Origin of the sequence: Streptosporangium sp. CA-115845 (assembly GCF_050943795.1) — a bacterium.
Classification (GTDB): domain Bacteria; phylum Actinomycetota; class Actinomycetes; order Streptosporangiales; family Streptosporangiaceae; genus Streptosporangium.
The window spans coordinates 2406462-2428375 of record NZ_CP191988.1; the positions used below are offsets into that span (position 1 = coordinate 2406462).

Consider the following 21914-nt stretch of genomic DNA (forward strand, 5'->3'; position numbering starts at 1 on the left):
GGGCAGGCAGGAGCGGTTGTCAGCCGCAGCGGTCCGCGTCCCCGACCTCCACCTCGGGAGCCTCGTCGGCCACCGTGACCGAGAGCTGGGCGGTCGAGGCGACCAGGCTGCCTCTGGGGGACTTGGCGGCCTTCTCGTCGACCACGATCCCGCGCTCGCCGAGCAGATCGTACGTCTTCGCGTCGAAGATCAGATCCTGTCTGACGCCGTCGAGGCCGACCCTGCCGACGCCGATCCCCTCGCGTCCCGCCGCGTCCTCGGCCCGCTCGGTGACGTCGACCCCGGGGATGGTGCCCACCGCCTTGAACAGCGCCGCCCGCTGCGCCGGGGGCATGTAGGTCTCCCTGAGCATGTCGCCCGCCGCGGTGAAGGCCGCCTCGTCCTTGGAGTCGCCGCCCCGGTCGCCGGTGTAGAGGTGGGCGCGCATCCCGTCGGCGTCCGTGGGGAGCCTCCTGAGCGCCGCGTGGTCGGTACGCATGTATTCGGGGATCTTCCCGCAGTTCACCAGCGGCATCGTCTCGACTCCGGACTCCTTGTACGCCGTCTCGGGGATCGGCCAGCCCGGGTAGGCCCTGGGCTCCAGGTGTTCGATCCGCAGCACGCCGTTCCTCGTCCCGTCGGCGGACAGCCAGATGGCCCGCCTGGTCCGGTAGAGGTAGCGGGTCTCCTCCTCTGGCTCGCCCGTCTCCGGGTTCATCGCCTCGAAGCCGAAGGAGCCGTACATCGTCTCCGACTCGACCTTGACGAACTGGTCGTCACGCGGGGCGAGGTCCTTCTTCACGGCCGCTCGCGCCGCCCTGTCCAGTACCTCGCTCGCCGAGACGGCGACGATCTTGGGCATCGTCACCACGACCTCCTCGACGTCTCCGGAGGGGCCGCCGCCCGGAGCCCGCGCCAGGGTGATCGCGGTCGCCCCCACCGTCACCGCGAGCGCCCCGGCCAGCGCCATCGCGTACGGCCCGCGCCACCGCGGCCCGTTCCGCAGCGGGTTCCGTCCCCGTGCCCGCGACGCGGCGGTCGCGGCCAGCCCCCGCCTGGCCGCCTGCCTGGCCTCGTCGGAGTACGGGGGCGCCTCAGGCCGGATGGCGGCCACCAGCTCGATCTCGTCCTTGTTCATCTGTGTGACTCCAGGGAGCGGCGGATCTTGGTCCGGGTGCGGGAGAGGCGGGACCTGACGGTCCCGATCGGGATGCCGAGCGCCTGCGCGGCCTCCTCGTAGGTCAGGTCGGCCCAGGCCACCAGCAGGAGCAGGTCCCGCTCCGCGGAGCCGAGCCCGGCCAGCGCGGCGGCGAGGGCGGGTCTGAGCCGGTCGGCGGTGACGCGCTCGGCGCTGCGGTCCTCGAATTCGGCCGCGGGCTCGGGAACCTGCCGGGCGAGCGTCTTCAACCTGCGGGTCTCCGACCTGCGGTGGCCGGAGATCAGGTTGGAGGCGATCCCGTACAGCCAGGGTCTGGCGTCGGCGCGGCCGAGGTCGTACCGGGCCCGCTTGCGGAAGGCTACGAGGAACGTCTCGGCCGTCATGTCGTCGGCCGTGGTCACGTCGTCCAGCCGCCGCGCCACGTACCGGTGGATCTCGTCGGCGTGCCGGTCGAAGAGCCCGGCGAACCTGTCGGGGTCCGTCAGGGACTCCCCGATCAGCGTCGCGTCGGTCGCGTCGTCGGCGGGCGGGGACAGCGGGAACGCCCCGGTCCGTTGGGGGAGACCCAGTGTCACCACCTGTTTCGTCCAGTCGTCATCAAGAGGGAATCCTTCCGGAGCGCGTACGCACTCTCACTACCTACTCCGCCGACCGGCTCCATCGGGTTCCATAGATGGACATGTCTCCCTTGGGGGGCGTCCGACGGCTGGCGGTGGATGCTCAACACCTAAATGCGGGTGCCGCCCAGAAGCCCGAGCCGCCGGAGGCCCTGGTCAACGCCCTGGCCTCGGAGCGGGCGGCCAAGGCGGAGAACGTCGCGCAGACTCAGCGCAACACCAAGGTCCGCACCGAGATCGAATCGATCAAGGACCTTGCCGAAGCCCTCGGCCCGCAGGGCGCCGTGCTCCGGCAGGCCATCCAGAAGGGGCAGGTCGGCGTGGTCCCGGTGCCGCAGGGCGGCAACCTCGGCATCACCCCTCCCGGCCGCCGACCCCGGTGGCCGGAACCGTCACGGGTGACCGGTTCATGCCGTGCCGTCCTCCTGGGCGGACATGGCCGGACCCAGCTCGGCGCCGAAGTCGCGCGCGATCCTGCGCATCCCCTCGGTGAGGTCCCGCCGGTCGAGCGCGGAGATCCGCTCGGCGGGCCCGGAGACCGACAGCGCGGCGACGGTCCGCGCCCCGTCGTGTACGCCCACCGCCAGGCAGTGCACGCCGATCTCCTCCTCGCCCAGGTCCATCGCGTACCCGTGCTCGCGCACCCGGTCGAGCTCGGTGAGCATCCCCTGCAGGTCGGTGATCGTGTTGGCGGTTCGCCGGGGCATGCCGGTGCGCTTGACCAGCGACGCCACCTCGGTGTCCGGACGGTCGGCCATCAGCACCTTTCCCACCGCCGTGCTGTGCGGCAGCACCCGCTTTCCGACCTCGGCGAACATCCGCAGCCGCCGCGGCGAGAGCACCTGGGCGACGTAGACCACGAAGTCCCCCTCCAGCACCGCCAGATTGGCCGTCTCGCCCCACAACTCGACCATCTTCGTCAGGTGGGGCTGCGCCCACACGCCGACCATGCGCTCGGCCACCCCGCCGAGCCGTACCAGCGCGCCGCCCAGGGCGTAGCGGCGGTCGGACTCCTGGCGCACGTAGCCCCGTGCGAGCAGCGTGCGCAGCAGCCGGTGGATCGTCCCGTAGGGCAGGCCGGTCCTGGCCGCGATCTCGGAGAGCCCCGCCTCCCCACCCTGCTCGGCCAGCGCCTCCAGCACGTCCAGTGCCCGGTCGACCGACTGCACGGCGCTCATCTGACCTCCTCGCCGGGCGACCCCGGATCCCTACCTGCCCCATGGCCGTCGGACGGCTCGTTCACGGCACCTCCGTGAGCCCGCGCAGCGAGGCGTCGAGGACCTGGGCGGTGTGCGCCACGGGGATGGGCGCGTCCCCCCGGCGGCGGATCGCCGAGGCGATCTGCATGGTGCAGCCGGGATTGGCCGAGACCAGCAGGTCGGCGCCGGTGGCCAGCACCCGTTCCGCCTTGCGGGCACCGAGATCCCTGGCGGCCTGGGGCTGGAACAGGTTATAGGTTCCCGCGGAGCCGCAGCAGATCGCCGACTCGGCGATCTCCCTCAGTACCAGGCCGGGCACGCCTTCCAGGAGCCTGCGAGGTTCGGACCTTATCCCCTGTGCGTGGGCCAGGTGGCAGGCATCGTGGTAGGCCACGGTGAGCGGCAGCGGGTGCCGTTCGGCCACCGGCCCGAGCGCGACGAGATACTCGGCCAGGTCGACGACTCTGATCGCCCGTGCTCTGCCGGCCCACTCGCCTTCCTCGGCTTCGAGGATCTCCGCGTAGTCCTTCATCGTCGATCCGCAGCCGGCGGCGTTGACCACGATCGTGTCGACGCCCGCCCGCTCGAAGACGGAGATCGTCCGCTTCGCGAATCGCAGGGCCTGCCTCTCCTGGCCCGAGTGCAGTGACAACGCCCCGCAGCAGCCCTGCGACGGCGGGATCACCACGTCGCAGCCCTCCATCGCGAGCACCCGGGCCGTGGCCGCGTTCACCTGCGGGAAGAACTCGCCCTGCACGCAACCGGTGAGCATCCCGACCGTCGCCCTGCGCGGACCCCGCGCCGGGAGCACGCGCGGCAACTCCTCCCTGGCGGCGGCCGGGGGAGCGAGGTCGGCCATCGCGGCCAGGGACGGGTTGATCCGCTCCAGCCTCGGGGCGATCGCGCGGCGCAGTCCGGCACTGAGCCGCAGCGGCAGCCGCATCGCCCGCAGTCGCCGGGGGTAGGGGAACAACTGGAAGACCAGCGCCCGCAGCGCCCGGTCGTCGGGCTTGCGCACGTGCACCCGCTCCACCTCGGCGCGGGTCTGCTCGATCAGCCGGTCGTACCTCACCCCGGACGGGCAGGCGGACACGCACGCCATGCACCCCAGGCACGCGTCGAAGTGCCCGGCCATCTCCGGTGTCAGCGGTGTGCCCTCGACGTGCTGCTTCATCAGGTGGATCCGGCCGCGTGGGGAGTCCATCTCCTCTCCCCACAGGACGTACGTCGGGCACGAGGGCAGGCAGAAACCGCAGTGCACACAGTCATTGATCAGCTTCGGGTCCATGTCAGATCCCTCCCGCGAACCGGCCGGGGGACATCCTCCGGTCGGGGTCGAACCGTTCCTTGATCCGCCGCATCAGCGGCAGCGCGCCCGACGGCCCCCAGCGATCCACCCCGCGGGCGGTCCCGGGAGGCGCGGTGAGCACGGTCAGCCCACCGCCGAGCTTGCGGAGGTCGTCGCGCAGGCCCGTCACGAACCCGGCGAAGGCCGCCTCGTCGACGTCCGCGGGCAGGGCGACCCGCAGGACCGCCGAGGCCACCGAACCGCGCACCCGCGCGGGCAGCCCGCGCGCGGCGACCGCCCGCAGCGCCAGGTGCGCGGCGGCGGGCGGGACCCGCAACTCCAGCAGCACGTCCGCACCGGGCGGTACCGCCCACCAGGCGGGCGCCCCCGTGGTGATCAGCGCGCTCCCGTACCCGTCCATGAGCCGGCGCACGGCCTCCGCCCGGGCGCCGGCCGCCACCCCCTCGACGAGCGCGGACACGGTGGGCGCGCCCAGCGGGTGGTCCGGCCAGTCCAGCTCGATCGCGCTCGGCTCGGCCAGGGCGGCCGCGAGCTCGGTGACCAGCGCGGCCGTTCCGTGGCCGGCTCCGGCCCGGGAAGCCGGTTCCACGGTGATCCAGCGGCGGTCGGCCGGGATCGGATGGAGGCGGAAGGTGGCCTCCGTGATGACGCCGAGCGTGCCGTACGAGCCGGTGAAGAGCTTGCCCAGGTCGTAGCCCGCGACGTTCTTGACGACGTTGCCGCCAGAGGAGGCGGTCGTGCCGTCGGCCAGCACGACCGTGATGCCGATCAGCAGGTCGCGGGCGGTGCCGTAGCGGAACCTGCGGGGGCCGGCGACCGCGGTGGCGAGCGTGCCGCCGACCGTGCCGGCGCGCGGGGCGGCGTCCAGGGCCAGTTCCTGCCCGAACCGCGAGAGTGCGGAGTCGAGGACGTCGAGGGGAAGCCCGGCGCCGACTCGCGCCACGAGGTCGCCGGCGGAGTGCTCGACCGTCGATCCGTTGCCGAGGAGCAGGCGGCGGGTGTCGATCAGCAGGTCACACCGCTCGGGGGGATTTCCCCAGCCGAGCTTCGTGCCGCCTCCTGTCGGGACCACGGCCAGGTCGTGCGCGGCCGAGACACGCATCAGCGCGGCGACCTCATCGGTGCTCTCGGGCAGGGCCACCCAGCGGGGGAGGACTCCACCCACCGTCTCGTCGGGGGTCGCCGGGCGGACCGGCACACCCGTCTCGTGCAGTGCTTCCATCAGAAGTGCTCCGCCTGTCCGGACTCGACCAGCGGGTGCACGCCCTTGCGGACCCCGGGGACCTCGCCGCACAGCCGCGGGGTCGGGAAGATCTTGCCCGGGTTCGACAGGCCGCGGGGGTCGAAGGCGCAGCGCACCAGCTGCATGGTGTCGAGGTCGTCGTCGGAGAACATTTTCGGCATATATCGGGATTTGTCCACGCCGACGCCGTGCTCACCGGTGATGGAACCGCCGTGCTCGATGCACAGGTCGAGGATCCTTCCCGAGACGATCTCCGCCCGCTCGCCCGCACCTGGCTCCGCGTCGTCGAACAGCACCAGTGGGTGCAGGTTGCCGTCACCGGCGTGGAAGACGTTCGCGACCCTGATCCCGTACTCGCGGGAGAGCCCGTCGATCCTCGCCAGCACCTCGGACAGCGCGGTCCGCGGTACGACGCCGTCCTGGACGATGTAGGCGGGGCTGATCCGGCCCACCGCGGCGAACGCCGACTTGCGGCCCCGCCAGATGGCCGCCCGCTCCACCGGGTCGTCGGCGACCCGTATCTCGAACGCGCCGTTCTCCCGGCAGATCCGCGTCACCTCGCCGAACTGGTGCGCGACCTCCTCGGCCGGGCCGTCCAGCTCCACGATGAGCACCGCGCCGGCCCCTTCGGGGTAGGCGCACGCCACGGCCGCCTCGGCCGCCTCGACGGCCAGGGCGTCCATCATCTCGATCGCGGCCGGTACGATGCCGCCGCCGATGATCGCCGAGACCGCCCGGCCGCCCCGCTCGATGTCCTCGAACGCCGCGAGCAGCGTCGTCACGGCCTCCGGAAGCCGGCTCAGCCGTACGACGACCTTGGTCGCGATGCCGAGTGTGCCCTCCGAGCCGACGAACGCGCCCAGCAGGTCGTAGCCGGGGTCGACGTCGGCGAGTTCGACGATGTCACCGTCGGGGGTGACGATCTCCAGGCCGACCACGTGGTTGACCGTGAAGCCGTACTTCAGGCAGTGCGCGCCGCCCGAGTTCTCCGCCACGTTGCCGCCGATCGTGCAGACCTGCTGGCTGGAGGGGTCGGGCGCGTAGTAGTAGCCCAGGTCGCGGACGGCCTCGGTGATCGCCAGATTGGTGACCCCCGGCTCCACGGTCGCCCGCCGGTTCGGCACGTCGACGGAGAGGATCCGCCGCATCTTCGAGGTCACCACCAGCACCCCGTCGGTCCTCGGCAGAGCCCCGCCGGACAGACCCGTCCCGGCGCCCCTGGCCACGAACGGCAGGCCGTACTCGTTGCAGATCCTCACCACGGCCGCGATCTGCTCGGCGCTCTCCGGAAGCACCACGACGCCGGGAGTGGCCCGGTGGTGGGTCAGCCCGTCACATTCGTAGGTGCGCAGCCGCACGGGGTCGGTGATCACCGACCCGGGGCCGAGGAGCTCCTCGAACCTGCGGGCCGACTCGTCCAGCGTCTTCGTCGACATCGTTCCTCCTGCGATGTGACCGAGGGCCCGGCGACGACGGGGACGCCGTCGCTGTCGCCCACCGGCCTGCATCGGCCGATTAACGACATAACCCTCATCTCGCATTCTCGCTCAGTACGGGGGCACCGGCGTTCCTGCCGTGCCTGGGGCCCTCGTCCAGCAGGCCGGCGAACTCCCGCTGGGCGGACCGGCAGTCGGGGACCGGCGAGGTACGGGCGGGGCCTGGCGGGGAGTGACGGATGCGGAGGTGGAGCCGACCTTTGATCATTGTGATCAGGACGCCCCTGGCCCACCCCTCGTCCGCGGTCTTGCGCGCGTAGAACTCCCTCGTCGCCCGGCTGTCCAGCATGTCCAGCAGGACGATGTGGTGGCCCCACGGGATCGGCCGCCCGGTCTGCGGGACGGAGTCCGGCCAGGCCGCCGCGAATGCCCTCATGTAGAGGAGATTGGTCCGTGAGTAGCCCATGGCCTCGGGGAACGCGCCGCGCAGGTCGATCGAGAGCCGGGGCACCGCTCTCCTGCCCCAGTCGTCGTCCGTCTGCCGTTCGAGGATGTGGCGGCCGATCCGCCAGTACTGCCGGATCAGCTCGGCATCGGTGGTGAGCAGGGCCACCCGCCCCCGGCTGCCGGTGATCTCGCGCTTGACGGCGTCGAGCAGCGACCCGTAGTCGCCCCGACCGGCTTCCTCGCCGTTCCTGTCATCACTCATGCACGCAAAGTATCCACTCGGCTCGGCCTCCGCATCCGCCGCCGGTGACCGCCTGGAGTGAGGAATCCTCGTCAGGGGATGAGGATTCCTCACCGTCGAGCCGGTCATGTCATGGCATACGCGCATAGGCAGGGAGAGTAAGGAACTCCACGAAGTCGTCGTCCAGGGCGACCTCCTTGAACAGCGCGGTCGCCTGGTCGTAAAGGGCCTCGTCGTATCCGGGCTCTTCCTTGATCTTGGCGAGCTCCTCGTCGATGATCTGCTCGACCAGCTCCCTGGTCACCACGGCGCCGGTGTCGGCGAGCTTGATGTCGTTGTGAATCCACTGCCAGATCTGGGAACGGGAGATCTCGGCGGTCGCCGCGTCCTCCATCAGGTTGTGGATCGCGACCGCGCCCAGCCCGCCCATCCAGGCGGCCAGGTAGCGCAGTGCCACGTCCACGTTGTTGCGCAGCCCCGCCTCGGTGATGTCGCCGGGAGTCTTGGCGACCGCGAGCAGGTCGGCGGCGGAGACGGAGACGTCCTCGCGCAGGCGGTCGAGCTGGTTCGGCCGCGACCCGAGGACGGCGTCGAAGACGTCGCGGCAGATCGGCACCAGGTCGGGGTGGGCGACCCACGAACCGTCGAAGCCGTCGCCGGACTCGCGGGTCTTGTCGGCGGTGACCTTCTCCAGAGCGATCTTGTTGACCTCGGGGTCGCGGCGGGAGGGGATGAACGCGGCCATCCCGCCGATGGCGTGGGCCCCGCGCCGGTGGCAGGTGCTGACCAGGAGTTCGGTGTAGGCGCGCATGAACGGGGCGGTCATCGTCACCGCGTTCCGCTCGGGCAGCAGGAACTCGCGGCCGCGGGTGCGGAACTTCTTGATCACGCTGAAGAGGTAGTCCCAGCGGCCCGCGTTGAGGCCGGCGGAGTGGTCGCGGAGCTCGTAGAGGATCTCCTCCATCTCGAACGCGGCCGGATAGGTCTCGATGAGCACCGTCGCCCGGATCGTGCCCCGGGTGATGTCGAGCAGTTCCTGGGCCCTGACGAAGACGTCGTTCCAGAGGCGGGCCTCCAGGTGTGACTCCATCTTCGGCAGGTAGAAGTAGGGGCCCTTACCCTTGGCGATCTGCCGCTGCGCCGAGTGGAAGAAGTAGAGCCCGAAGTCGACGAGGGAGGCGGAGAACGGCACCCCGTCGAGGGTGAGGTGCTTCTCGTCCAGGTGCCATCCGCGGGGGCGGACCACGATGGTGGCAAGTTCGGAGTCGGGCTTGAGGGCGTAGCTCTTCTCCCCGGCGGAGAAGTCGATGGTCCGGTCGAGCGCGTCGCGGAGGTTGAGCTGGCCGTTGATGGTGTTTTCCCAGGTGGGAGCGTTGGCGTCTTCGAAGTCGGCCAGCCAGACCTTGGCGCCGGAGTTCAGTGCGTTGATCGTCATCTTCCGGTCGACCGGGCCGGTGATCTCCACGCGGCGGTCCTCCAGGCCGGGCGCGGGCGGGGCGACGTGCCACTCGGACTCGCGCACCTGCCTGGTCTCGGACAGGAAGTCGAGGGTGCCGCCCGCCGACAGCTCCGCCTGACGGTCCTGGCGGGCCTGGAGCAGCTCCAGACGCCGGTCGTTGAACTCGCGCTGGAGGGTGGCCACGAAGGTCAGCGCCTCCGGCGTGAGGATCTCGTCAAAGCGGTCCTGACCGGGGCCACTGATCTCAACACCGTCCATGAGCCCTCTTTCCGTATCGTGGAAAATAGCTTCTGAATTGTGGAATAGACGCTACTTGACGGCCAGTTCCCGGTCAAAGGCAGGGTCCCCCTCAGGGCTCGCTCGGGGAATTCCCCGATGAGCCGGGGGATGTAACCGGGAGACAGTTGGATCAGCGCCTCCCGGCCGAGGGAGAGGACGGACACGTCGCGAATGGGAAGCGGAGACTTCCCGGAAAGTCGAGGATTGAGCGCATGAAGAGGAACACGCTCGTCGCCGGTGGGCTGTTGGGGGCGGTTTTCATGCTCTCGGGATGCGAGTTCGCCCTGGACTTCCGTGACCGGCAGCAGGACGTCGTCTCCTACGACGTCACCGGCAGGGTGACGGCCCTGGACGTCGCCACGGGCTCGGGCGACATCGTGATCACCGAGTCGGACCGGCAGGCCGTCCAGGTGACCGAGACCATCCACTGGCGCGGCGGCGACAGGCCCACCACCGAGCACCCGGTGGACGGCGGCACGCTCACCCTGCGGCACCGCTGCGACGGGATGAGCTGCTCGGTCGACTACAAGGTCGAGGTCCCGCCGGGCCTGACGGCCAAGCTCGACACCGGTTCCGGGACCATCACACTGCGTGGGCTGACCGGGGGAGTGAGCGCCGAGAGCGGCTCCGGCGACATCGAGGCGGGAAACCTGGGTGCCAGGCAGTTCACCGCCGACACCGGCTCCGGCGAGGTCGAGGCGAGGTTCGTGGTCATGCCCGACAGGGTGGAGATCCAGACCGGTTCCGGCGACGTGGCCGCGTACCTTCCCAAGGGCAGCTACGACGTGACCACCGAGACCGGCTCCGGCGACGAGACCGTGGAGGTCGTCAGGGACCCCTCGGCGCCGCGCAAGATCACGCTGCAGACCGGTTCCGGCGACGCCCGGGTCCTGCTTTCCTGAACCCGGCACCGGCACCGGCACCGGCACCGTGCCGACCGGCAGACGGAGCGGTGATAACCAGGTGATGGCGGAGCGGTTCCCATGGCACCATCGAGGGGAAGAGACCCGGGGTGTTCGGGCGTTCACTCAGATGAGAAGAACGCATACGGACCCACCATCTGAATGGAGCGACGACATAGACACTCGTGAGCCGCTGGACATGGACATCGATCGATTCGACGACCTGCTCGACACCGGTGAGATGGATCTGGCCGAGCGCCAGGCGCTCCGCCGGGTGGCGGGCCTCTCCACGGAGCTGGAAGACGTCACCGAGGTCGAATACCGCCAGCTGCGACTTGAGCGGGTCGTCCTGGTCGGTGTCTGGACCTCCGGTACGGCGACCGACGCCGAGAACTCCCTCCTGGAGCTCAAGCTCCTCGCCGAGACCGCGGGGTCACAGGTGCTGGAGGGGCTGATCCAGCGCCGCCAGAAGCCTGACACGGCGACCTACATCGGTTCGGGCAAGGCGCAGGAGCTTGCCGACATCGTCTCCGCCACCGGCGCCGACACCGTGGTGTGCGACGGTGAGCTGAGCCCCGGCCAGCTCCGCCAGCTGGAGGAGACGGTCAAGGTCAAGGTCATCGACCGGACCATGCTGATCCTCGACATCTTCGCCCAGCACGCCAAGAGCCGCGAGGGCAAGGCCCAGGTCGAGCTCGCGCAGCTCAACTACCTCCTGCCGCGCCTGCGAGGCTGGGGTGGCAACCTGTCCCGCCAGGTCGGCGGGCGCGCCGCGGGCGGCGTCGGTATGGGCGGTCGCGGTCCCGGTGAGACCAAGATCGAGCTGGACCGCCGCCGGATCCGCGAGCGGATGGCCAAGCTGCGCCGCCAGATCGGCGAGATGACCACCGCCCGCGAGACCAAGCGGGCGCGACGTCTGCAGCGCGAGGTCCCCGCCGTGGCCATCGCCGGATACACCAACGCGGGCAAGTCCTCGCTGCTGAACCGGCTGACCGGTGCCGGAGTGCTGGTCGAGGACGCCCTGTTCGCCACGCTCGACCCGACGGTCCGCAGGGCGCACACGCCTGACGGCCGCCTGTTCACGCTGGCCGACACGGTCGGGTTCGTCCGGCACCTGCCACACCAGCTCGTCGAGGCGTTCCGCTCCACGCTTGAGGAGGTCGGCGATGCCGACCTGATCCTGCACGTGGTCGACGGCTCGCACCCCGACCCCGAGTCGCAGCTCGCCGCGGTGCGTGAGGTGTTCGCCGATATCGAGGGCGCCCGCGACATCCCGGAGATCGTGGTCATCAACAAGGCCGACGCCGCCGACCCGGTGGTGCTGGCCCAGCTGACCGCGCGGGAGAAGCACACGGTCGTGGTCTCGGCCCGCACGGGCGCCGGGATCGACGAGCTGAGGGCCGTGATCGAGCGGGAGCTGCCCCGGTTCGACCAGGAGGTCAGGCTTCTCGTGCCGTACGAGCGCGGCGACCTGATCTCCAGGGCGCACGGGGAGGGCGAGGTTCTCGGCATCGAGCACACCGAGGACGGCACGGTGTTGCACGCCAGGGTTCTGCCCGGCCTCTTCGCCGAGCTGGAGAAGACCGCCAAGCCGGTCGAGACCGTCTGATCGGCTCCTTCCGCCGTACCGCCTTCCTGAAGGCGGTACGGCGGGACGGCGAAGCCTTCCCCTACCTCTCGCGGCGGAACATGACCAGTGCCACGTCGTCCTCCCTGGCGCCGAACCTCTTGATCAGCCGGTCGCAGAAGATCTCCAGGTCCTCCTCCGTCTCCTCGGCCAGGTGCCGTACGATCTCCAGACTCTCGTCGAGCAGCTTGTCGCGGTCCTCGATGAGTCCGTCGGTGAACATCAGCACCGCGGCTCCCCGCGGCACGTTCACCCGGTCGACCCGGTAGCTCTCCTCGGCCACGCCCAGTAGGAGATTGCCCAGGCGGTGGTAGCGGGCCTGGCCGCCGGCGATGAGCAGGGGCGGGATGTGCCCGGCGTTGGCGATCTCCATCTCCCCGGTCACCGGGTCGAGCAGGAGCAGGCAGACGGTGGCGGTCATACCGGGGTGGTAGCGCCGCAGCACATCGTTGAGCAGGGCCATCGACGTGCCGAGATCCGAGGCGCCGATGACGGAGGCCCGCAGTGCGTGGCGCAGCTCCGCCATGACGGTGGCGGCCAGCAGCGAGTGTCCCTGGACGTCGCCGATGGCGATGAGCACCCGGTGGCCCAGCCGTAGGACCTCGTAGAAGTCGCCGCCGACCTCGACGTTGTCGACCGCGGGCTGGTACCGCCAGCTGATCGTGAGCCCGGGGGTCTCGGGGATCCGCGCCGGCAGCAGGCTGCGCTGCAGGGTGAGGGCGATCGCGTGCTCCTCGGCGTACGCCCGGAGCGCGTCCACGGCGAGGGCGAGGGCCTGGCCGAGCTGGCGCAGCACGTTGGACTCGTCGACGTCGAGTGGCGGGACCCCGTCCACCCCGAGGTAGACGGGGGGCCTGCCCAGCTTGGTGCGGCAGATCACGGCCGAGACGTCGCCGCTGATCTTCGAGTCGGGCACCAGCCCCATCCACTCGGCGGTGGGGACCGTGAAAACCTGGGTGCCCGCGGAGTCGCCCAGGGACATCGCGCTCAACCTGTTCAGCGTGTCCGGCGCCGCGACCTTGGCGACGGCGACGTTCTCCGGGGGTATGGCGGAGAACCTGCGGGTCCGGCCGTCGGGAGGCAGGGCGAGCGTGCCCGCCTGCCGCTCCAGGATCCTGGAGGTCCCCTCGACGGCCGTGCTGAGGAGCTCGTCGAACGTCTCGGCGGAGTTCATCGAGAGCGTGACCTCGGTGAGGGCGGCCAGCCGCCGGGCCATCAGCTCGGCCCGTTGCCGGGCGCGGTAGTAGCGCAGCGTGGCCTCGACCGTCGCGGCGAACTCGTCAGGCTCGACCGGCTCCGCCAGATAGGCGTCGGCTCCGCGTTCGAGCCCCTGGGCGCGGTCGGCCGGGGTGATCGCCGCTCCGGAGATCTGGATGACCGGTATCGACGACGTCGCCGCGTCGGCCTTGATCCGCTCGCAGACCTCGTAGCCGCTGATGTCGGGCAGTCGTACGTCGAGGACGACCAGGTCCGGCTGGAGCTCCCTGACCTTGGCGAGCGCCTCCAAGCCGCCGGTGGCCTGCACGACCTGGTGTCCCGAGCGGCGCAGCCAGCTCGACAGGATGTACAGCTTGGTCGGGGTGTCGTCCACGACCAGCACCGTCGCTCCGCCGCTACCCATGGGCGTGTCCCAGAGCGCTTCCGATCGCCTCCAGCAGGGTGTCACGGCGGAGCCCCTGCTTGGAGATCACCATGTGTGCTCCCTCCGGGGCCTGCCGGGACGTGGCGACGGTCACGATGATCACCGGTATCCCGCACAGTCGCTCGTCGTCGGACATCCGCAACATCAGCGCGGTGCCGTCGAGACGGGGCATCAGCAGGTCCACCAGCGCGAGGTCGGGCGGGTTCTTCGCCATCGTCTCCAGCGCCCCCAGCCCGTCGGAGGCCTCGTCGATGTGCGCGGCGAAACCGGTGAGCATCCGCCGTACCGTGGCGCGGAACTCCGCGTCGTCGTCCACGACGAGCAACCGGCCGACCATCGGGGCCTCGTTGTGCCGGTAGGGCAGCCTCAGGGTGGCCGTGGTCCCGGATCCCACCGTGCTGGCCAGCTGCAGTCCGCCGCCCAGAGCCTCGGCCAGCCGGCGGGCGTACGGCAGGCCGAGCCCGGTCCCCTTGGTCCGTGCCTGGATCACCCCCGGCACCTGGAAGAACTCCTCGAAGACGCGTTCCAGATACTCCTCGGGCACGCCTACCCCCGTGTCGGTCACGGTGAAGACCAGGTCGTGGGTGGCGGCGTCGATGCGCACCTCCAGCCTGACCTCGCCCCGCTCGGTGAACTTCAGCCCGTTGGAGAGCAGGTTCCGCAGGATCCGGGTGAGCATCACCTCGTCCACCATCATCTCCAACGGTGCCTGCGGGATCTCCACCGTGAGCGCCACCTCGTCGTTGCCGCTGGTGGGGTGGAGTGTCATACGCAGCCGTTCCGCCAGCGCCACCAGGTCGACCATGGAGGGCTGGGGATCGAGTCGCCCGGCCTCGGCCTTCGCCATGTCGAGCAGCTCGCTCACCAGTGCCAGCAGCGTCTCCGCCGAGGAGCCGATGAGGTTCACCTGGTGGAGCTGCTCGGCGGCCAGGGGCTCCCCGCCGGGACCCACCAGGAGGCGGACCAGGCCGATGATCGAGTTGAGCGGGGTGCGCAGCTCGTGGCTGACCGTGGCCCAGAAACTGTTCTTCGCGTCGCTCGCCGTCCGGAGCTGCGCGGACTTCTCGTCCAGCTCGGCGTAGAGCGCCACGACGCCGCGGTTGGTCTCCTCCAGTTCCTCGGAGAGCTGGTTGTAGAGCGCCAGCACTCCCTGGTTGGTCTCCTGTAACTCGGTGTTGAGCTGCAGGACCTCCTCCAGGGTCTCGGCGAGCTCGCGGTTCTGCAGGCGCAGCTCGTCGAGGGCGGTGGTGGGTGCCACGCTGGCGAGTCTGTCGCGTATCTCCTCTGCCGAGAGCCTCGGCTTGCGGCCCTGCGGGAGCCGTTTGACCATGTTGATTCTTCCCTCTGCGGAATCGACCTCGATGAGGTCGACGAGACGCCCCGCCAGCGTCACACCGTCCGAGGGACGAAAACCGGTCTCCGCCGAGAAGTCGACGGTGACGAGCAGGGCGTCCCGCTCCAGCCAGAAGGCGACGGAGGCTTCGATCTCGGCTTCGAGGAGTTCCCTGCCGATCTCGCTCAGCGCGGTGGCCACCCGGATCTGGTCCTGGGCTTCCAACCCGACGCTCTCCGCCACCTCACGGCCGAGCCTGCGCATGGCGAAGACGTCCTGGTCGTCCCGGACGCCGACCCTGATCAGCTCGTCCCCGGTCATGCGCCCGGCCTGACGGCGACCACGCAGGCGTCGTCCCTGCGGGTGCCGGCCTCGCGCAGCAACGTGCCGGCGACGACGGAGGGGAGGCGCGTGACGAGCCCGGGGTAGGAGGTGATGTCCCAGCGCTCGGACAGGCCGTCGGAGTGGAACAGGACGACACCGTGCCGCGGCACGGTGTACTCGTACTGGCGCAGGGTCCTGGCCTTGTGGCCGGCGATGCCTGGTACCGAGATCATCCCCTGACGGCCGTCGCCGTGGGCGATCCACGCGGAGATGTTGCCGAGGCCGGCGAAGCTCACCGTGCCCGCGGCGCCGTCGACGCGGGCCACCGCGACCGCGCCGCCCCTGGTGTGGCCCAGGCCGGTGTGGATGCGTTCCAGGGCGGTGACCGGTGCGAGGTCCGGGTGCCGCAGGAACAGGCGCACCGCCTCCTGGGAGGCATGGGCGGCGGCGGGGCCGTGGCCGAGCCCGTCGCAGAGCATCACGGTCATCGCGGTGCCGGTCTCGGTGACCACGAAGGCGTCGCCGCAGACGGTTTCCTCGCCGATCGGGCGCGTCAGGCCGCTCACCTGGGACGAGGGCCGCGGGGCGCCCTGCGCGACGAAGTACATGCCGAGCACGGTTCCCCGGCCGGGCATGGAGTGAACCTCGTATCCGCTGGCCATCCGGGCGATGCCCCCCAGCCCGATGCCGAGCGTGCCCGCCGTGGAGTAGCCGTCGCGCAGGGCACGGGAGACGTCCTGCATCCCCGGCCCCCGATCGATCGCGAGAACCTCGACCGCCGAGTCCAGTTCGGGATGCGGCCGGATCAGCATGACCCCCTCGATCGCGTGTTTCACCAGGTTCGACGCGGCCTCGCTCACCGCCACGGCGACCCGCCCGGTGTCCTCCTCGCCGAATCCCCGGGTCTCGGCGAGCGCCACGGCGGTACGGCGGAGCGCACCGATCGCACTGGCGTCCTCGGCGGGCACCCAGACGTCGTGCCGCGAGCGGATCAACGTGCCCATTTCGTCACCGTGATCAGCGTGCCCTCACCGGGAGTCGATTCCAGGGCGAATTCGTCGACCAGACGGCGGGAGCCGCTGAGGCCGAGACCGAGGCCGTTGCCCGTGGTCCATCCGTCGGTCAGCGCCTGCTCGATGTCCGGGATGCCGGGCCCGTTGTCGCTGAAGATCATCCGTAGGCCGCGCCGTACCCCCTTGTGCACGACCTCGACCCGTACCTGCCCCCCTCCCGCGTAGACCAGGGCGTTGCGGGCCAGCTCGCTGGCCGCGGTCACCACCTTGGTCTGGTCGACCAGGGACAGGCCCACGTTCACGGCGACGGTCCTGACGCGCTGGCGGACCAGCACGACGTCGCCGTTGACGTTGATGGGCAGCTCCTCGGCGGTTGTCACCAGGTGGCCGTAGAGGTCCGGGAGTTTTCGAGCTGGTTCAGCAGCGCGACACCCTTCTCGAGATTGAGCGCGGTGCGCACGCCACCGAGGGAGAGGCCGAGCTCGACGAGGGTGATCGCCACCGCCGGTCGCATGCCGACGACGATCGTCTCGGCGTCGAGCATGCGGGAGATCGCCGCGATGGTGGCCAGCATCCGGCCGATGAAGGAGTCGACGATCTCCACGGCGGTGATGTCGATGATCACCCCTCGGGCGCCGGTCGCGACCACCTTCTCCGACAGGTCCTCCTGGAGCGCGAGCACGCTCATGTCCTGCAGGTCGATCTGGATGGAGACGATCAGAATGTCGCCGAGCTTGAGGATGGGTACGCGCTCCATCAGCCCTCAACCGTTCTCACGGCGATTCGGGACTCCCCGCCCTTGACGACCCTGACGCCGCTCGCCCGCAGCGTGTGGGCCAGCGCGTCGGCGAGCGTGGCCTTGGTCACGATGTCGCCGAACTCGATGCCGAGGGTGACGATGGTGTGGGCGATCTGCGGGCGGATGCCGGAGATCACGCACTCGGCGCCCATCAGCCGGGCCGCCACCACGGTCTTGAGCAGGTGCTGCGCGACCTCGGTGTCCACGGCCGGCACTCCGGTGATGTCGATGACCGCGTGCTCGGAGCCGGTGTCGACGAGCGTCTGCAGCAGTTTCTCCATGACGACCTGGGTCCTGGCCGAGTCGAGTGTGCCGACCAGCGGCACCGCGACGATGCCGTCCCAGAGCTTGACCACCGGGGTGGACAGCTCCAGCAACTGCTCCGCCTGGTCAATGATGATCTTCTCCCTGGCCGCCGCGTAGCTCTCCACGGTGAAGAGCCCGAGGTCGTCGATTACCCGGGAGAACCAGATGAAACCTCGCAGGGCCTCGGGGGAGGCGTCCTCCTCGACGCTCTCGTAGAGCGCCTCCTTCAGGCCGAACACCACGATCGCGGTCTCGGTCGGGGTGAATCCCTGGCGGGCGCGGTCGCGGGAGAGTTCGGCGAGGAGGCCACGCAGGTCGCTGAGGTCGCCGGAGTCGCCGAACGACCGACGCAGTGCCTGGTACAGCTCGCGTAACTGCTCGGCCAACCCTCCGCGATCCACCTGGCCTCCGGCGGAGGAACCGGCGACCTCGAGCCAGCGCTTGAAGACGCGTTCCTCGTGCCCCTGGAGAAGTTCTTCAATGCGACGCCGACCGGCGTCCGCGTGGACGGACAAGGCAACTCCTATGCGTGTGACCTGCAGACAACTCGTACGAAAGGCTACATGGAGCGCCCTGCTTGCGGCCTTTTATGGGGATTCGGTCGGCAGGTGTCCGGGGGCGATGTCGCCGCTCGTCCCGGGGGCCCGCACGGCGACGCAACCGCCCGCCGCCGATGTGGAGGGGGCAAGGATCATGGCCCAAGCCTCCGGAATAACAGCTTAGATCGATCGTGAATCGCGTTTCAATGACGGGGCTTGTGCTGGGCGGCTCTGCGGGATGCACTGTGGTCGTGAAAACGTACAAAAGCCACGAAAGCCGCAGTGGTCGGCCGGGGTTTAGATTGCTACCATAAGGCAAATCTAGCGAGATGTTATGACGCAAGTTGCTCTGGTGACTACTGTTACGGACGATGAAGAAGTAGTCTGAGCTGTGGAAAGGTGCTCAACGCCACGCGTGATCGTCGAGCCGGCGGGCGAGGTGCGGTCGCGGTGAGGCGGCGTTCTTCCCAATTAGCCTGTACAGCGGGCTGACTTGTGAAATAACGTAACTGAACTGAAATCGCCCGATCATGATCTCGGCGATACTGTCGCCGCACAACAGATACGCGGATGAGAGCAGGAGACCCCCGATGCCGTCCGGAGTCACAGCGGGCTTGAAGGGCACGGTGCCCGGCAGTGTCAGGGGCGACTCGTCCCGTCCGGGTGTGGTCCTCCTCCAAGCGTCTTCCCCTGAACACAAGGCGGTGATGCGATGACGGTCCGCCTTCTGACCAACATCGGCCGGCTCTGGACCGGAAACGATGTGTTCAGCAACGCGGCGATCCTCGTTCACAACGACAGGATCGCCTGGGTCGGCCGAGCCGCGGATCTACCGCAGAGCGTGCCCGGCGTCGTCGACGACATCGTCGACGTCGACCACGTCGAGAACCTGGGCGGCGCGCTGGTCACCCCGGGCCTGATCGACGCGCACACCCATCCGGTCTACGCGGGCAACCGCTACGCCGAGATGGCGATGCGCTCCGGTGGTTCCACCCCCTCCGCGATCACCGCGGCGGGCGGCGGCATCGGTTCCACCGTGACGGTCACCCGGGGCACCGATCCCTGGACGCTCTGCAACGGTGTCCGTGAGCGGCTCCGAGACTGGCTGCTCAGCGGCACCACCACCATCGAGGCCAAAACCGGCTACCACCTCACCCGCGACGGCGAACTCGCCGACGTGCGGCTCCTGCGCGAGCTGGAGAAGGAGCCGATGATGCCGCGGGTGCACGTGACCTTCATGGCCGCGCACGTCGTCCCGCCCGAATACTTCGGCCGCCAGCGCGACTACGTCGAGGCCGTGGGCTCCTGGTGCGCCGACGCCGCGGCGGCGGGAGCCGACAGCGTCGACGTCTACTGCGACGAGGGTCACTTCACCGCGGAAGAGGCCCGCTGGGTCCTGGCCTCCGGGCGCAACGTCGGCCTGCAGCCCCGCGTGCACGCCGGCGCGTACACCCGCCGGGGCGCCGTCCAGCTCGCCGCCGAGCTCGGCTGCGCCTCCGCCGACCTGCTCCATCACACCACCGACGAGGACATCGCGATCCTGGCCCGCTACGGAGTCCCCGCCGTGGTCTGCCCGGGAACCGCCCTCCAGCGTGGCAGTCTGCCTCCCGTCCGCCGGATGCTTGCCCAGGGGGTCACCGTGGCCCTCGGCAGTGATCACAACCCGGGCCACTGCGGCATCACCTCGATGTCACTGGTCATCAGCCTCGCGGTGGCGGCCTTCGGCATGAGCGTCGGCGACGCCCTTCGCGCCGCCACCCTCGGCGGTGCCACGGTCCTCGGAGCTTCCGACCGCGGTGTTCTCGCCCCAGGTCGCCTGGCCGACATCGTCCAGTGGGACGCCGACCACGAGGGCGCCTTCGCCTGGGCCTTCGGTCTCAAGCCCCGCCGGGTCTGGCGTGGCGGCACCCCCGTCCAGTAGGTCCAACGTCCGTGACTCCGGCCTTCTTCGTCTGATCTCCTCCGAGTAACCTCTGGACATGTCGCCATCGGTCGCCGTCGTCACCGACTCCACCGCCTACCTCCCGCGAGAGCAGGTCTCCCGCCTGGGAATCATCGTGGTACCGCTCCAGGTGGTCGTGGGAGGCAGGTCGCTCGACGACATGGCGCGGCTTGACGGCGCGAGCATGGACGACGCACTCGGGAAGCGGGCTACGGTGACGACCTCCAGGCCCGCCCCACGGCGTTTCGCGGACGCCTACGACCAGGCGGCGGCCCAAGGCGCGACCGGCATCGTCTCCGTCCATCTGTCGGCGGAGATGTCCGGCACGGTCGAGGCCGCCCGCGCGGGAGCCGAGGATTCACCGGTTCCGGTCGACGTCATCGACAGCGGGTCCATCGCCATGGGCCTGGGATTCCCCGTCCTCGCCGCCGCGGGTGCCGCCGCCGCGGGCGCGACCCGGACGGAGGTGGCGGATGCCGCCCGCCGCCGCGCGGAGTCGATCCGCAGCTTCTTCTATGTCGACACCCTGGAATACCTGCGCAGGGGAGGCCGGATCGGTGCGGCGGCGACCCTCCTCGGCTCGGCACTGATGATCAAACCGATCCTGCACATCCGTGACGGCGCGATCGTTCCCCTGGAGAAGGTCCGTACGGCGAGCCGGGCCATCGCCCGGCTCGAGGATCTCGCGGTCGAGGCCGCGGGCACCGCGCCGGTGGAGGTCGCCGTCCAGCATCTCGGCGCCGCGGCCCGTGCCGAGGCACTGGCGGCGCGCCTGCCCCGGCGCATCCCCGCACTCGTCGAGGTCACAGTCGTCGAGGTCGGTTCGGTCATCGGCGCCCACGTCGGCCCCGGGATGCTCGGCATCACCGTCTCCTTCCCGCCCTCGTGACACCTGCGGGCGCTCATGCCCGGCCCGGGCGCCCGTCCGCCGGATCGCCGTCCACAGCCTGGCCGTGCGGTCGGCCGGATATCCACAGAACGGAGTTCGGCGAGGATGTTCCCGGTGCCGCCGCCGTAGCGTCCTGCGGGTGCGGACCACAGGCCAGAACATCGAGCGGTTCCGAGCCGAGTCGCGGCTGCGGATCCTGACAGGGCGTGGATCACCTACCGCCGTGCCCCTCCCACGCAGGCCGACCGACCTGCGTGCCCTGCCGCTGCCCGACGATCGGTTCCGGCCGGCAGGCCCCGCCGATTCGGGAGATTCGCTCTCTCATGGGGAGGCCGGGGCCGGCCTGCCCTGTCCGGCCGGGGATGTGTGGTCCGGTGGGCAGGGTCGGCCGCAGGATGTCGTCTCCCTCGACGGTCCCGCCGCGCGCATGCGTTCCATGCCGCCTCCCCCGGCCTTCGAGGCACTGCGCAAGGTCGTGGCCGCACAGGGACAGGCTCTCGGTCCGGGCAGGCCGGGGTTACGCCTCCTGCTGCTCGTCGCCCTGACGGCCGCCGTCGCCGGCGGCGTGTATGCCTGGAGGTCCCAGCCGGAGCCCGAGCCGCTGGCCCCGCCGGCACCGATCTCCGGGGCTCCGCTGTCGGAGCCTGTCAACGCCGCACGGTCCCGGCCCGCGCCGGCCACCGAGCTGACAGTTCACGTGACCGGCAAGGTCCGTCGCCCCGGGGTGATCACGTTGCCCGGAGGTTCCCGGGTCGCCGACGCGGTCCAGGCGGCCGGGGGCGTTCGCGGGGCAGCCGCCACGGGCTCTCTCAACCTCGCGCGCAGACTCGTCGACGGCGAGCAGATCGTCGTCGGCTCGGCCGGCCCCGCCGTCGCGGTGGCACCCGCCTCCGTGGATCCGGCGGACCCCGCCACCGCCGTCGTCGACCTCAACACGGCCACGGCCGAGCAGCTCGAGCGGCTACCGGGCGTGGGCGAGGTGCTCGCCCGGCGCATCACCGAGTACCGCGCCGCCCATGGCGGTTTCCGCACTGTTGAGCAACTCCGCGACGTGAGCGGCATCGGTGACCGTAAGTATGCCGAGATGCGCGACAAGGTCCGCGTGTGATCCGCCGGCCGGGGAGGGCGGTCGCGATGCGAGCCGGCCCGGCCGTCGAGGTCGCGTGCGCCGGGGATACCGAGAGCCCTGATGGTTCCGGTGCTTCCGGGCAGGCCGACGGTTTCAGGAGT

Annotated in this window: 19 protein-coding genes; 5 read left to right on the top strand and 14 right to left on the bottom strand. The window is 70.3% G+C overall.

What is annotated here, in order from left to right; translation table 11 throughout:
* Positions 1-19 precede the first annotated feature (19 nt).
* The 8 genes from ACQP0P_RS13170 to aceB all read right to left on the bottom strand — a co-directional run bounded on the left by ACQP0P_RS13170 (position 20) and on the right by aceB (position 9347).
* Positions 20-1117 (bottom strand): CU044_5270 family protein, encoded by a 1098-nt coding sequence (locus tag ACQP0P_RS13170; protein WP_433375524.1) that lies wholly within the window; start codon positions 1115-1117, stop codon positions 20-22.
* Positions 1114-1713 (bottom strand): RNA polymerase sigma factor, encoded by a 600-nt coding sequence (locus ACQP0P_RS13175; protein ID WP_433375527.1) that lies wholly within the window; start codon positions 1711-1713, stop codon positions 1114-1116. The genes ACQP0P_RS13170 and ACQP0P_RS13175 overlap by 4 nt, the downstream gene beginning before the upstream one ends.
* A 449-nt stretch (positions 1714-2162) precedes the next feature.
* Complete coding sequence (locus ACQP0P_RS13180) at positions 2163-2933, bottom strand: IclR family transcriptional regulator (protein WP_433375529.1); 771 nt, start codon at positions 2931-2933, stop codon at positions 2163-2165.
* 61 nt (positions 2934-2994) lie between these two features.
* A complete protein-coding gene (locus tag ACQP0P_RS13185) occupies positions 2995-4242 on the bottom strand; it encodes a (Fe-S)-binding protein (RefSeq protein ID WP_433375532.1) in 1248 nt (415 codons plus the stop codon).
* A 1-nt stretch (position 4243) separates the two neighbouring features.
* Positions 4244-5485: an FAD-binding oxidoreductase gene (locus ACQP0P_RS13190; RefSeq protein WP_433375535.1), complete on the bottom strand. Its 1242-nt coding sequence runs from the start codon at positions 5483-5485 to the stop codon at positions 4244-4246.
* On the bottom strand, positions 5485-6942 hold the full coding sequence (locus ACQP0P_RS13195) for an FAD-binding oxidoreductase (RefSeq protein ID WP_433375538.1): 1458 nt from the start codon (positions 6940-6942) through the stop codon (positions 5485-5487). Before ACQP0P_RS13195 ends, ACQP0P_RS13190 begins: the two co-directional genes overlap by 1 nt.
* Positions 6943-7036: 94 nt before the next feature.
* A complete protein-coding gene (locus ACQP0P_RS13200; protein WP_433375540.1) occupies positions 7037-7651 on the bottom strand; it encodes a DUF1016 N-terminal domain-containing protein in 615 nt (204 codons plus the stop codon).
* A 109-nt stretch (positions 7652-7760) separates the two neighbouring features.
* Entirely contained in the window at positions 7761-9347 is a 1587-nt protein-coding gene (gene aceB / locus ACQP0P_RS13205; RefSeq protein WP_433375543.1) for a malate synthase A, read from the bottom strand.
* Positions 9348-9580: 233 nt separating this feature from the next.
* Between aceB and ACQP0P_RS13210 the strand changes: the two genes are divergently transcribed.
* Positions 9581-10270: a DUF4097 family beta strand repeat-containing protein gene (locus ACQP0P_RS13210; RefSeq protein ID WP_433375546.1), complete on the top strand. Its 690-nt coding sequence runs from the start codon at positions 9581-9583 to the stop codon at positions 10268-10270.
* 199 nt (positions 10271-10469) lie between these two features.
* Complete coding sequence (hflX, locus tag ACQP0P_RS13215; RefSeq protein ID WP_350913205.1) at positions 10470-11879, top strand: GTPase HflX; 1410 nt, start codon at positions 10470-10472, stop codon at positions 11877-11879.
* Positions 11880-11940: 61 nt separating this feature from the next.
* Here the strand turns inward: hflX and ACQP0P_RS13220 are convergent, their stop codons facing one another.
* Genes ACQP0P_RS13220 through ACQP0P_RS13245 form a run of 6 tightly spaced genes read right to left on the bottom strand, consistent with a single transcriptional unit; the run spans position 11941 to position 17829 of the window.
* Positions 11941-13518, bottom strand: a complete 1578-nt coding sequence (locus ACQP0P_RS13220) for a SpoIIE family protein phosphatase (RefSeq protein ID WP_433375548.1) — start codon at positions 13516-13518, stop codon at positions 11941-11943.
* The gene (locus ACQP0P_RS13225; protein ID WP_433375551.1) at positions 13511-15193 is read right to left on the bottom strand and encodes an ATP-binding response regulator; all 1683 of its coding nucleotides are present in this window, start codon (positions 15191-15193) and stop codon (positions 13511-13513) included. The genes ACQP0P_RS13220 and ACQP0P_RS13225 overlap by 8 nt, the downstream gene beginning before the upstream one ends.
* Entirely contained in the window at positions 15190-16200 is a 1011-nt protein-coding gene (locus ACQP0P_RS13230) for an ATP-binding protein (protein ID WP_433375554.1), read from the bottom strand. The genes ACQP0P_RS13225 and ACQP0P_RS13230 overlap by 4 nt, the downstream gene beginning before the upstream one ends.
* Positions 16188-16589, bottom strand: coding sequence for an anti-sigma regulatory factor (locus ACQP0P_RS13235; protein ID WP_433375556.1), 402 nt, complete (start codon positions 16587-16589; stop codon positions 16188-16190). The genes ACQP0P_RS13230 and ACQP0P_RS13235 overlap by 13 nt, the downstream gene beginning before the upstream one ends.
* Positions 16586-16966, bottom strand: coding sequence for an STAS domain-containing protein (locus ACQP0P_RS13240; protein WP_433375559.1), 381 nt, complete (start codon positions 16964-16966; stop codon positions 16586-16588). The genes ACQP0P_RS13235 and ACQP0P_RS13240 overlap by 4 nt, the downstream gene beginning before the upstream one ends.
* Complete coding sequence (locus ACQP0P_RS13245) at positions 16966-17829, bottom strand: STAS domain-containing protein (protein ID WP_433375562.1); 864 nt, start codon at positions 17827-17829, stop codon at positions 16966-16968. The genes ACQP0P_RS13240 and ACQP0P_RS13245 overlap by 1 nt, the downstream gene beginning before the upstream one ends.
* Positions 17830-18565: 736 nt before the next feature.
* On the opposite strand from ACQP0P_RS13245, the gene hutI reads away from it, so the two are divergent.
* From hutI to ACQP0P_RS13260, 3 genes are all read left to right on the top strand, one after another.
* Positions 18566-19774, top strand: coding sequence for an imidazolonepropionase (gene hutI / locus ACQP0P_RS13250; protein ID WP_343979893.1), 1209 nt, complete (start codon positions 18566-18568; stop codon positions 19772-19774).
* Between the two features lie 58 nt (positions 19775-19832).
* The gene (locus tag ACQP0P_RS13255) at positions 19833-20684 is read left to right on the top strand and encodes a DegV family protein (RefSeq protein WP_433375565.1); all 852 of its coding nucleotides are present in this window, start codon (positions 19833-19835) and stop codon (positions 20682-20684) included.
* Positions 20685-20823: 139 nt separating this feature from the next.
* Positions 20824-21792 (top strand): helix-hairpin-helix domain-containing protein, encoded by a 969-nt coding sequence (locus ACQP0P_RS13260; protein ID WP_433375568.1) that lies wholly within the window; start codon positions 20824-20826, stop codon positions 21790-21792.
* Positions 21793-21914 lie beyond the last annotated feature (122 nt).